The sequence below is a fragment of the Salmonella sp. FC25216 genome, assembly GCF_057751355.1.
This window is the reverse complement of record NZ_JBDGON010000004.1, coordinates 300821-313914: the sequence shown is the minus strand read 5'-3', so window position 1 is coordinate 313914 and position 13094 is coordinate 300821. Positions and strand designations below refer to the sequence as shown.

8 protein-coding genes and 1 pseudogene are annotated in these 13094 nt (G+C 54.3%); 1 reads left to right on the top strand and 8 read right to left on the bottom strand.

Translation table 11 applies throughout. From position 1 onward, the window contains the following. Positions 1–29: 29 nt before the first annotated feature. From glgP to asd, 6 genes are all read right to left on the bottom strand, one after another. Positions 30–2477: a glycogen phosphorylase gene (glgP, locus tag AC3G3F_RS10670; protein ID WP_023176230.1), complete on the bottom strand. Its 2448-nt coding sequence runs from the start codon at positions 2475–2477 to the stop codon at positions 30–32. A gap of 19 nt (positions 2478–2496) precedes the next feature. Further along, the gene (gene glgA / locus AC3G3F_RS10665; protein ID WP_001197663.1) at positions 2497–3930 is read right to left on the bottom strand and encodes a glycogen synthase GlgA; all 1434 of its coding nucleotides are present in this window, start codon (positions 3928–3930) and stop codon (positions 2497–2499) included. Continuing rightward, on the bottom strand, positions 3930–5225 hold the full coding sequence (glgC, locus tag AC3G3F_RS10660; protein WP_023247851.1) for a glucose-1-phosphate adenylyltransferase: 1296 nt from the start codon (positions 5223–5225) through the stop codon (positions 3930–3932). The genes glgA and glgC overlap by 1 nt, the downstream gene beginning before the upstream one ends. 14 nt (positions 5226–5239) lie before the next feature. Continuing rightward, a complete protein-coding gene (gene glgX, locus AC3G3F_RS10655) occupies positions 5240–7216 on the bottom strand; it encodes a glycogen debranching protein GlgX (protein ID WP_079813286.1) in 1977 nt (658 codons plus the stop codon). Continuing rightward, positions 7213–9399 (bottom strand): 1,4-alpha-glucan branching enzyme, encoded by a 2187-nt coding sequence (gene glgB / locus AC3G3F_RS10650; RefSeq protein ID WP_488394955.1) that lies wholly within the window; start codon positions 9397–9399, stop codon positions 7213–7215. The genes glgX and glgB overlap by 4 nt, the downstream gene beginning before the upstream one ends. A gap of 347 nt (positions 9400–9746) precedes the next feature. Next, entirely contained in the window at positions 9747–10853 is a 1107-nt protein-coding gene (gene asd, locus AC3G3F_RS10645; RefSeq protein ID WP_023247848.1) for an aspartate-semialdehyde dehydrogenase, read from the bottom strand. A gap of 183 nt (positions 10854–11036) precedes the next feature. On the opposite strand from asd, the pseudogene AC3G3F_RS10640 reads away from it, so the two are divergent. Next, positions 11037–11132: pseudogene (locus AC3G3F_RS10640) on the top strand (MarC family protein); the annotation flags it as partial. Positions 11133–11194: 62 nt separating this feature from the next. On the opposite strand, the gene gntU reads toward AC3G3F_RS10640, so the two are convergent. Both gntU and gntK read right to left on the bottom strand, forming a co-directional pair. Continuing rightward, the gene (gene gntU, locus AC3G3F_RS10635) at positions 11195–12535 is read right to left on the bottom strand and encodes a gluconate transporter (protein WP_070789469.1); all 1341 of its coding nucleotides are present in this window, start codon (positions 12533–12535) and stop codon (positions 11195–11197) included. Continuing rightward, entirely contained in the window at positions 12532–13065 is a 534-nt protein-coding gene (gntK, locus tag AC3G3F_RS10630) for a gluconokinase (RefSeq protein WP_023247847.1), read from the bottom strand. The genes gntU and gntK overlap by 4 nt, the downstream gene beginning before the upstream one ends. Positions 13066–13094: the final 29 nt, after the last annotated feature.

Below are 13094 nucleotides of genomic sequence, written 5' to 3'. Positions count from 1 at the left end.
GGCAAGCAAAACGCCGCCGGCATCGGGTTTTACAACCGCACCGGATCAATATGCCAGATATTTTCGGCATACTCCTTGATGGTTCTGTCCGATGAGAAGTAGCCCATATTGGCAATGTTGAGCATCGTTTTCGTCGTCCACTCTTCCGGGCGACGATACAACTCATCCACCTTATCCTGGCAGTCCACATAGCTGCGGTAGTCCGCCAGCACCTGGTAGTGATCGCCAAAGTTAATCAGCGAATCTACCAGATCGCGGTAACGGCCTGGCTCTTCCGGATTAAAGACGCCGCTACCAATCTGCGTCAGTACCTGATGTAGCTCTTCATCTTTTTCATAATAGTCGCGAGGTTTATACCCCTGCCTGCGCAACGCTTCCACCTCTTCTGCAGTATTACCGAAGATAAAGATATTCTCCTCGCCGACATGCTCCTGCATCTCTACGTTCGCGCCATCCAGCGTACCAATGGTGAGCGCGCCGTTCAGGGCAAATTTCATATTACTGGTGCCGGAAGCTTCTGTCCCTGCCAGCGAAATCTGCTCAGACAGGTCGGCAGCGGGAATAATCACCTGTGCCAGACTGACGCTGTAGTTCGGGATAAACACTACTTTCAACTTGTCGCCAATCTGCGGATCGTTGTTAATCACTTTCGCCACGTCGTTGATCAGATGAATGATATGTTTTGCCATGTAATAGGCGGAAGCCGCCTTACCGGCAAAAATATTCACTCTCGGCACCCAGTCGGCCTCCGGATTTTCTTTAATGCGATTATAGCGGGTAATGACATGCAGTACGTTCATCAACTGCCGCTTGTATTCGTGAATACGCTTAATCTGCACGTCAAATAACGCTTTAGGGTTCACCACCACGTTCAATTGTTGCGCAATCACCACCGCCAGCCGTTTTTTATTTTCCAGCTTCGCCTGACGCACCGCATGATTGACCAGCGGATAATCACAATGCTGCTCCAGCTCGCTGAGCTGACTAAGATCGGTACGCCAGGTACGACCAATATTCTCATCCAGCACTTCAGAAAGCGGCGGGTTTGCCAGCGCCAGCCAGCGGCGCGGCGTAACGCCGTTAGTGACGTTACAAAAACGAGTCGGGAAAATCTTCGCAAAATCCGCGAACAGCGACTGCACCATCAGGTTGGAATGCAGTTCAGAAACGCCGTTGACTTTATGGCTAACCACCACCGCCAGCCAGGCCATCCGTACCCGGCGTCCGTTCGACTCATCAATAATCGACGCGCGTCCAAGCAGACTGGTATCGTTGGGATATTGCTCCTGCAACGTTTTCAGGAAATAGTCGTTAATCTCGAAGATAATCTGCAGGTGACGGGGCAGAATTTTCCCCAGCATATCGACCGGCCAGGTTTCCAGCGCCTCGCTCATCAGCGTATGGTTGGTATAAGAGAAGACCTGACAGCACACCTCAAACGCGTCGTCCCAGCTAAATTTATGTTCATCAATCAGCAAGCGCATCAGCTCCGGAATTGACAGCACCGGATGCGTATCATTAAGGTGAATGGCGATTTTATCTGCCAGATTCGCATAGGTTTTATGCAGTTGATAATGACGACTCAGGATATCCTGCACCGTCGCCGAGACCAGAAAATACTCCTGGCGCAGGCGTAGCTCTCGTCCGGAATAGGTGGAGTCGTCCGGGTAGAGCACCCGTGATACGTTCTCAGAGTGGTTTTTATCTTCCACCGCCGCAAAGTAGTCGCCCTGGTTGAATTTACCGAGGTTGATTTCACTACTGGCCTGCGCATTCCACAGCCGTAGTGTGTTAGTGGCGTCGGTGTCGTAACCGGGAATGATCTGATCATACGCGACGGCCAGGATCTCTTCCGTCTCAATCCAGCGCGCTTTTTTGCCTTCCTGCTGAATTCGCCCGCCAAAACGCACCTTATAGCGCGTATTGTGCCGCTTGAACTCCCACGGGTTGCCATATTCCAGCCAGTAATCCGGAGACTCTTTTTGCCGCCCGTCGACAATATTCTGCTTAAACATGCCGTAGTCGTAGCGAATGCCGTACCCGCGCCCCGGCAATCCTAACGTCGCCAGCGAGTCCAGGAAGCAAGCTGCCAGCCGTCCTAAGCCGCCATTGCCCAGCCCCGGGTCATTCTCTTCGTCGATCAGCTCTTCGAGATCTAACCCCATGGCCTCGAGCGCGCCTTTAACGTCGTCATAAATGCCCAGCGAGAGCAGCGCGTTAGAGAGGGTACGGCCAATCAAAAACTCCATCGACAGGTAATAAACCTGCCGGGTTTCCTGCGATAATTGGGCTCGATTAGAACGCAGCCAGCGCTCCACCAGACGATCGCGCACTGCGAACAACGTGGCGTTCAGCCATTCGTGTTTATTGGCAATGACCGGGTCTTTACCAATCGTAAACATCAGCTTATAGGCAATAGAATGCTTAAGCGCCTCAACGCTGAGTGTGGGCGATGCATAAGTAAACGGAGCATTCATATAAATGATTCCTGGATGACTATTTCAAGCGATAGTACAGCTCGCGGTATGATTTCGCGGCAACTTGCCAGCTAAAATCCATCGCCATCGCCTGCCGTTGTACAAACCGCCAAAGCGAAGGCCGTGACCACAACACAAAAGCACGCCGAATCGCGCGTAGCAACGACCAGGCGTTACTATCTTCAAAGACAAAACCGCTGGCGATACCGTCCGCCAGATTTTCCAGCGAACTGTCGGAGACCGTATCGGCCAACCCCCCGGTACGCCGCACCAGAGGCAGCGTGCCATACTTTAAGCCATATAACTGCGTTAAGCCGCACGGTTCGAAACGACTTGGCACCAGAATTACGTCCGCGCCGCCCATAATGCGATGCGAGAAAGCTTCGTGATAGCCGATCTGTACACCAACCTGACCTGGGTGTTCCGCCGCCGCCGCGAGGAAACCCTCCTGAAGCACCGGATCGCCCGCGCCGAGTAGCGCCAACTGCCCCCCCTGCTCCAGCAGCCCCGGTAATGCCTCCAGTACCAGATCCAGTCCTTTCTGGCTGGTCAGACGGCTTACCACGGCAAACAGCGGCACTTTGTCGTTAACCTTCAACCCCATCGCAATTTGTAGCTGACGTTTGTTTTCCGCCTTCTCTTCCAGGGTATCGCGCGTGTAGCGCGACGCCAGCAGCAGATCGGATTCCGGGCTCCAGATCTTCTCATCCACGCCATTCAGTACGCCGGACAGACGCCCTTCCAGGTGACGCTGGCGCAGCAGGCCTTCCATACCATAAGCAAATTGCGGCTCGGTAATTTCACGCGCATAGGTCGGGCTAACTGCCGTAATATGGTCGGCATAGTACAAGCCGGCCTTCAAAAAGGAGATTTGTCCGTTGAACTCCAGCCCATGCATATTAAAAAATGACCACGGCAGTTCGATGTCATCCATATGCTTTGCATAAAACATGCCTTGATAGGCGAGGTTGTGTACGGTAAAGACCGATTTCGCCGGACGTCCGCGCGCCGCCAGATAGGCGGGCGCCAGCCCGGCGTGCCAGTCATGGGCATGCACCACGTCAGGGCGCCAGAATGGATCAAGTCCGCAGGCCATTTCGCAGCCGACCCACCCTAACAGGGCAAAACGCAGCACGTTGTCGGTATAGGCATATAAATTCGTATCGTGATAGGGGCTGCCCGGACGCTCATACAGATGCGGCGCGTCGATTAAATAAATGCCTACGCCGTTATAATGCCCGAACAGCAGCGATATTTTACCTGCGAAAGTATCGCGACGGCTTACCACATGCGCGTCGGGTATCCCCCGACGGATATCGGGAAACCCTGGAAGCAGAACGCGAACATCAACACCATCCGCAATTTGTGCCGCAGGCAACGCGCCTATCACATCCGCCAGGCCCCCAGTCTTTAGCAGGGGGAACATCTCTGAACATACATGTAAAACCTGCATTATCGCTCCTGTTTGACCTGCAGTTTGCGCAGCATTTCACGCGTGACCAGTACAATACCTTCTTCTGAACGGTAGAAACGACGAGCGTCCTCTTCCGCATTTTCACCAATCACCATGCCTTCCGGGATAATGCAGGCACGGTCAATAATACAACGACGTAAACGGCAGGAGCGTCCTACCCAAACCTCAGGTAACAACACTGCCGAGTCAATATTACAAAAAGAATTTATTCTCACCCGTGGGAAGAGCACAGATTGCACCACCACCGAACCGGAGATAATGCAGCCGCCGGAGACCAGCGAGTTCAGCGTCATACCATGGCTACCGGAGCGGTCCTGCACGAATTTCGCAGGCGGTAGCGATTCCATATGCGTACGGATAGGCCAGTTCTGGTCATACATATCCAGCTCCGGCGTCACTGAGGCTAAATCCAGATTTGCTTTCCAGTAAGCTTCCAGCGTACCTACATCGCGCCAGTACGGTTCAGCTTCCGGATCGGACTGCACGCAGGAAAGCGGGAAAGGATGCGCGTAAGCCATGCCTTCGCGGGTGATTTTCGGGATAATGTCTTTACCGAAATCATGGCTGGAGGCGTCATCTTTATCGTCCGCTGCCAGCAATTCATACAGATAATCGGCGTCAAAAACGTAAATCCCCATACTGGCCAACGCTTTGCTATCGTCACCAGGCATCGCGGGAGGATTCGCCGGTTTTTCGACAAAATCAATAATCTTGTCGCTTTCATCTACCGCCATCACGCCGAACGCCGTCGCTTCGTTGATCGGCACCGGCATACAGGCCACCGTGCAACGCGCGCCCTTTTCAACGTGATCGATCAACATACGCGAGTAGTCCTGCTTGTAGATATGATCGCCTGCCAGGATGACGACATATTCCGCTTTATAGCGACGAATAATGTCCAGGTTCTGGGTCACAGCATCCGCCGTACCGCGATACCAGTTTTCGCCCTGCATTCGCTGTTGGGCTGGCAGCAGGTCAACAAATTCGTTCATCTCTTCGCTAAACAGCGACCAGCCGCGTTGAATATGCTGTACCAGCGTGTGGGACTGATACTGAGTGATCACGCCGATACGGCGAATCCCGGAGTTCAGACAATTCGATAAGGCAAAATCGATGATGCGGAACTTCCCGCCAAAGTGGACGGCAGGCTTGGCGCGTTTGTTCGTTAAATCTTTTAGACGCGTGCCGCGGCCGCCGGCCAGGATTAGGGCAACAGATTTCAGTGGCAGCTGGCGCGCCAACATTACACGATCGTTCTTCTCTAAACTCACCATGATTAACTCCTTTTTTATCCTCTCTGGAACACACACAGTCCATGCGCAGGTCCCTGCCAGACAGCCGTTATCACCGGATTATCCTCTCCAGCGAATGGGGGAACGGCGCGCCATTCCCCTTTGGGTAAAACAATATCTGTCACCTCAAGCGTGGCATTTATCGCAATCAGAAAACGGTCCGACAGTAGAATTTGCATCAGCTTAGGTCCGTTTTGCCACTCATCCGCACTCAAGGGTTGCGCGTTTTTATTAAGCCAACGCACGTTGCCATCGTCTTCTTCCCACCAGCTATCGCCGGTTAAAGCCGGTATCTGCTGGCGCAAACGAATCAGCGCGGCGGTAAACATGGTTAACCCACGGTTTGCCTGCTGCCAGTCCAGCCAGGTTAAGGCATTATCCTGACAGTAGGCGTTATTGTTGCCGTGCTGGCTATGGCCGTGTTCATCGCCTGCCAGCAGCATCGGCGTTCCTTGAGAGAGCAGTAGCGTCGCCAGCAGGGCATGAATGCTGTCGCGCCGCCGCTCAATTAAATCAAGCGGACCGCCTAATCCTTCTTTACCATGATTGTCGCTGTAATTGTTGTTGGTGCCGTCGCGATTTTCCTCACCGTTCGCCTCATTGTGTTTCTGATTGAAACAGACACAGTCCCGTAGCGTAAAACCGTCATGCGCAGTGATCAGATTGACAGAGGCGCCGGGCTTGCGGCCATTGCGTTTAAACACATCGCTGGAAGCGGCGAAACGACAGGCAAATTCCCCGGTCGCCAGGTTACGCGGCAACCAGAATCGGCGGGCCGCATCGCGAAAATGGTCGTTCCACTCGGCAAACGGCGGCGGAAAATTTCCGACCTGATACCCTCCCTCGCCAACATCCCACGGTTCAGCAATCAGCTTGACCGTTGATAACACAGGACATGCTTTAATCGCGGCGAACAGCGGCGCATCCTGGCGAAACGTCGGCGTTCGCCCCATGACGGACGCCAAATCAAAACGAAAACCATCGACATGGCAGGTTTCTACCCAATAGCGCAGACACTCGCACGCGTATTCCACCACGCAGGGATGGCTTAAATTGAGCGTGTTGCCGCACCCCGTCCAGTTGTGATAATCGCCATCGTCCTTTATCCAATAATAGCTACGGTTATCAATTCCGCGCAGGGAGAAGGTTGGACCGTCCAGGTCCAGTTCGGCGCTATGGTTTAATACGATGTCCAGAATGACCTCAATCCCGGCGCGATGCAGCGCTTTCACCGCATCGCGAAACTCGTCCAGCGCCGTCTCGGGCGAACTGGCCCAGGCGGGATGCAGCGCAAACATCGCCATCGGGTTATAACCCCAATAGTTGGTCAGTCCCATGCGTTGCAGGCGCGGCTCGCTGGCAAACTGCGCCACCGGCAACAGTTCCAGCGCCGTAATGCCAAGCTGTTTGAAGTACGCCACCATGACCGGATGACCAAGCGCTTTATAGGTGCCGCGTATCTCCTGGGGGAGCTCCGGATGCAGGTAGGTAAGCCCTTTGACATGAGCTTCATAGATGATCGTTTTTCCCCACGGCGTACGTGGCGCAGCGTCATCTTCCCAGTCATAATGATCGCTGATTATCACGCTTTTCGGCGCCATCGCCGCGTTATCGCGGTAGTCCGGTTCATCGTGTCCGCCGTGCAACAGCGGATGATCTTTTAGCTCGCCCTCGACCCGGCGCGCATAAGGGTCAAGCAGTAACTTCGCCGGATTAAACCGATGCCCCTGCGCTGGTTGCCACGGGCCATGTACGCGATAGCCATAACGCAAACCTGGCCTGGCGCCTGCCAGATAACCATGCCAGACATCGCCGCTACGTCCTGGCAGGTCGTAGCGATGCTCATCCCCCCGGGAATTAAAGACGCACAGCTCCACACGCTCCGCATGGGCGGAAAAGAGCGTGAAATTCACGCCATGACCGTCATACGCTGCGCCATGCGGCGTTGCTTCGCCGATCGCAAGCTGCGTCATTCCCCCTCCTGCATCAGCCAGATCGTCGCCAACGGCGGTAACGTCAGGCTAAGAGAGTACTGACGACCATGGCTTTCGATCTCATCGCTGTGCACCATGCCGCCATTGCCGGTGTTGCTACCGTGATAATGCATCGAGTCGGTATTGAGAATTTCACGCCAGCGTCCCGGCTGGTTGATGCCAAAGCGGTAGTCGTGACGGGGAACAGGCGTGAAGTTGCTGGCAACGATGATTTCGTTACCGGCTTTATCGCGGCGCACGAAAATCAGTACCGAGCGTTCATTGTCATCGACCACCAGCCACTCAAAGCCGTAAGCATCAAAATCCAGCTCATGCAGCGCTTTATGGTGGCGATAGGTGTGGTTGAGATCGCGCACCAAACGCTGAACCCCGTGGTGCCAGTTATCGCCCCCCTCCAGCAGGTGCCAGTCGAGGCTGGCGTCATGGTTCCACTCGCGTCCCTGGGCAAACTCATTACCCATAAACAGCAGTTTCTTTCCGGGGAAGGCCCACATCCAGCCATAATAGGCGCGCAGGTTGGCAAACTTCTGCCACGCATCGCCCGGCATGCGATCGAGAATGGATTTTTTACCGTGAACCACCTCATCGTGCGACAGCGGCAGAACAAAGTTTTCGGTATGGTTGTACAACATACCAAAGGTCAGCTTGTCGTGATGATACTGACGGTGCACCGGGTCCAGTTTCATATAGTCCAGCGTGTCGTGCATCCAGCCCAGATTCCACTTGTACCAAAACCCCAGGCCGCCCGTTTCCGGCGGACGCGTCACGCCAGAGAAGTCTGTCGACTCTTCCGCCATGCTGACCGCGCCGGGCACCTGCTCGCCAATAATGCGGTTGGTATTACGCAGAAACTCAATGGCTTCCAGGTTTTCACGACCGCCGAACTCGTTCGGTATCCACTCGCCCTCTTTGCGGCTGTAGTCGCGGTAGATCATAGAGGCCACCGCATCGACACGCAGCGCATCAATCCCAAAACGCTCCATCCAGTACAGGGCGTTGCCCACCAGATAATTACTGACTTCACGACGACCATAGTTGTAGATCAGCGTATTCCAGTCCTGGTGATACCCCTCGCGCGGATCGCTATGCTCATAGAGGTGGGTCCCGTCAAACTCCGCGAGGCTAAATTCATCGGACGGAAAATGGCCCGGCACCCAGTCGAGAATGACGTTGAGCCCCGCCGCATGGGCCGCATTGATGAAATAGCGGAAGTCGTCTCTCGTACCAAAACGGCGGGTCGGCGCGTAGAGACCGGTCGGCTGGTAGCCCCAACTGCCGTCGAACGGATGTTCGTTGACCGGCAAAAGTTCCAGGTGCGTAAAACCCATCCATTTGGCGTAAGGCACAAGCTGATCCGCCAGCTCACGATAGCTCAGCCAGAAGTTGTTATCCGTATGGCGACGCCATGAACCTAAATGCACCTCATAAATCGAAATCGGCGCGTCAAACTGATTGGCTTTTTGTCGTTCTTCGCTTTGCGTCACTTTCTCCGGCAGTCCGCAGATCATCGACGCCGTTTCCGGACGCATCTGCGCCTCAAAAGCATAGGGATCGGCTTTAATGCGCAGATTACCGTTCGCATCAAGCAGCTCGAATTTATACAGTTGTCCATTATGCGCGCCGGGGATAAACAGCTCCCAAATACCGCTCTCTTTGCGCAGACGCATCGGGTGGCGACGCCCATCCCAATAGTTGAATTGCCCTACAACCGAAACGCGACGAGCATTAGGCGCCCAAACGGAAAAACGGGTGCCGGTGACGCCGTCCATCGTATCGGCGTGCGCGCCCAGCGTTTCATAAGGACGCAGGTGGGTGCCTTCCGACAATAGCCAGGCATCCATTTCCTGTATTAATGGACCAAAACGGTAAGGATCGTCGATGAGGTTCTGCTGTCCGTGCCAGACTACGGCGAGCTGATAGCGAAAGAAATTTTTACGTCGGGGTAAAACGCCGCAGAAAAAACCGCGAGCGTCGAGGCATTCCAGTTTGCCGACTTTACGTCCGGTTTTGGGTTCAATCACCCATACGTCGGTGGCGTCAGGTAATAGGGCGCGGACTTCCAGTCCGGCTTGGGTCTGGTGCATTCCGAGTACGGAAAAAGGGTCCGCAAAATGTCCTGCAATTAGCGCATTAATCACGTCTCTATCGATACGACTGGACATGGTTTGTCATCCTGTTTTGTGGCGTCACTCCATCTAACTGAATTCAACATCAGGTAGTGACACTTCTTTGACCTGAACGGCGCAGCACACTGTGCATCCTATCTGCGTCGTCCTACCTTCAGGTTAGGCTTAATACCCGTAGGATTAAGCTACCCTTAAAGAATAGCCAATGCTCTCTTTAACTCCTGATAAAAAATGAAACATCCGCGTTTACTCCTGTATTACGCAAAAAAAGGGTGACGATGCACCCTACATATCAATCAGATCTCTGATTGCCGACTACACCTTATCCAGCCTACAGAACCGCACGTAGGCCGGATAAGCGCGGCGCCATCGGGCAGCTACCGCTACGCCAACTGACGCAGCATTCGACGCAGCGGCTCCGCGGCGCCCCATAACAACTGGTCGCCTACGGTAAAGGCCGACAAGAACTCCGGCCCCATGTTCAGCTTACGCAGGCGACCAACGGGCGTAGTCAACGTGCCGGTCACCGCCGCCGGGGTTAATTCACGCATAGTGATATCACGATCGTTCGGCACCACTTTCGCCCACGGATTATGTGCCGCCAGCAGTTCTTCTACCGTCGGAATGGATACCTCTTTTTTCAGCTTAATGGTGAACGCCTGGCTGTGACAGCGCAGCGCGCCGACGCGCACGCACAAACCATCAACCGGGATCACAGATGCGGTATTGAGAATCTTGTTAGTTTCCGCCTGGCCTTTCCACTCTTCGCGGCTCTGGCCGTTATCGAGCTGTTTATCGATCCAGGGGATCAGGCTTCCCGCCAGCGGTACGCCAAAGTTATCAACCGGCAGCTCGCCGCTGCGGGTCAATGCCGTAACTTTGCGTTCAATATCAAGAATTGCGGAAGAGGGCGTCGCCAGTTCATCGGCGACATGACCATACAACTGACCCATTTGGGTTAACAACTCGCGCATATGGCGCGCGCCGCCGCCGGAGGCGGCCTGATAGGTCGCGACAGATACCCAGTCAACGAGATTATGGGCAAAGAGACCGCCCAGCGACATCAACATCAGGCTAACGGTACAGTTACCGCCCACAAAGGTCTTAACGCCATTATTCAGGCCGTCGGTAATCACATCCTGGTTGACCGGGTCGAGAATAATAATGGCATCGTCTTTCATGCGCAGCGTAGAAGCCGCGTCAATCCAGTAACCTTGCCATCCGCTTTCGCGCAGCTTTGGATAAATTTCGTTGGTATAATCGCCGCCCTGGCAGGTCACGATAATATCGAGCGCTTTTAGCGCATCCAGATCAAAAGCGTCCTGTAGCGTACCGGTAGCGGTGTCGCCGAAGGTTGGCGCCGCCTGTCCGAACTGGGAGGTAGAAAAGAAAACAGGGCGAATAGCGTCGAAATCGCGCTCCTCTACCATGCGTTGCATGAGAACAGAGCCGACCATTCCGCGCCAGCCGATAAAACCAACATTTTTCATAGCGTTTTTTTCCTGCAAAGAGATGTGCTGTGTATGCGCGCCAGTATCCTGTGGCGCATCCTTCACCATACAAAAAGCAGCCAAAGTCGCAAGTGAAATTAATCAATGATAGCGAAGCCATCAGTAATGCGACTTATCCTGCCTTACCGCGCAAGCAGAAAGTCCAGTGGCGATTATCCGGGAATTTGCGTTAGGAATGGAATCATTTCCGCCGCTACTTTATTGATCCTGATTATGGATCAGCGTGGAAATCTACTTATTTTTATGTGTGTACTGCAGGGAGGTTTAAAAACAGAAAATGATTGCTGCGAACAAGCTCGCAGCAATATGTAACGTGAAACTCAACTCAGCAACTGAAACGCAATCATCCCGATAATCGCGCCTGTCGTGCCGAGGATAGTTTCCATCATTGTCCAGGTTTTTAACGTCTGCGCTTCGGTCGCGCCGGTAAATTTACCGAACAACCAGAAACCGGCATCGTTAACATGAGAAACCACAATTGAACCACCAGCGATACAGATAGAGAGCGCCGCCATCTGCGCACCGGAGAAATTCAGTTGCTCAATGACCGGCATCACCAGACCGACCGCGGTTAAACACGCCACGGTCGCGGAACCCTGAATGATGCGCACCGCCGCCGCCAGCACAAAGCAGGTAATGGCAATCGGCAGTCCCATACCGGTTAACGCTTCGCCCAGCGCCGGGCCGACGCCGGAATCGACCAGCACCTGTTTGAACACTCCGCCTGCGCCAATGACCAGCAGGATAATGCCCGCCGGTTGCAGCGCGTGACCACAGATTTCCATCACTTTATCTTTCGGCATCCCCTGACGCATCGCCAGGCCGTAAATCGCCACCAGACATGCGACCAGGATGGCGGTAAAGGGGTGACCGATAAACTCAAACCATTCGTAAGCGGTGGAACCTTCCGGCACAAAACGCGCGGCGATCGTTTTCAGCCCCACCAGCACCAGCGGTAGCAGGATGAGCGACAGGCTGAAGCCGAAAGAAGGCATTTTGCCTTCTCCCAGATGCGGCTCGGTAATGTCGTCAGGAATACGCAGCTCAACATAACGGCTGATGAAATTCCCCCACAGCGGCCCGGCGATAATCATGCCGGGGATCGCCGCGCACAGACCAATCAGAATCATCCAGCCGAAATCAGCATGCATCTGGGAAGCCAGTAGCATCGGCGCGGGGCCAGGCAACAAAAACGCCGCCGCCGCCGCCACCCCCGCAAATAGCGGAATGACCAGCTTCACGAGGTTGGTGCCGGTATGACGCGCCATTGAGAACGCGACGCTAATCAGCAGCACGATCGCGACTTCGAAGAACAGCGGGAGCGCGCAAATCAGCCCGGCAAGGCCAATAGCATAGTGTGCGCGGTTATGGCCAAAAGATTTAAGCATTCTAACGGCAATCTGATCGACCGCGCCGGTTTCATGCAGGATTTTACCGAACATCGCCCCCAGCGCGACCACAATCGCCAGGAAGCCCAGCGTACCTCCCATCCCTTTTTCCATGGTCGCGGCGATTTTATCAAGCGGCATACCAGAAAAAAGCCCCGCGCCCATCGAGACGACCATCAATGCGACGAAGGCGTGCATACGCGCTTTCATCACCAGAAACAGCAGCAGTAAGACAGAACCGACGGCGGTTAAAACCAGTGTTAATGTACTCACAGCGTACTGCCTTTATTGATGGCCTCAATGGTGCTCGCCACGACGCCTTCCAGCGGCTGGTCGATATCCACCACCAGAACATCGCGTTCGTCGGCACCCGGCTCTTGCAGCGTTTCAAACTGCGTCACCAGCATCTGGGTTTTGAAGAAATGGCCTTTACGCGCTTTCAGACGGCTTTCAATGACGTCGAAATCGCCTTTCAGATAGATAAAGGAGAGATTCGGGTTTCCCTCGCGCAGTAGGTCGCGATAGTGTTTTTTCAGCGCGGAACAGACGATCAGCGAGATTTTATTGGTACGCTGCATCGCGAAAGCGGCGTCGTTCAGCGCCTGCAACCACGGTTTGCGGTCATCATCATTCAACGGCTCGCCGGAAGCCATTTTTTCAATATTGCAGCGCGGATGCAGAAAATCGCCGTCCAGAAACGCGGCATGAAGCTGATGCGCCACGGCGCTTGCGACAGCGGATTTACCGCTGCCTGATACGCCCATCAGAACGTAAACGTGGTGATCATGATTAGTCGTGCTCAAAGCGGGCCCCCACTCTACAAGTTGCAAAA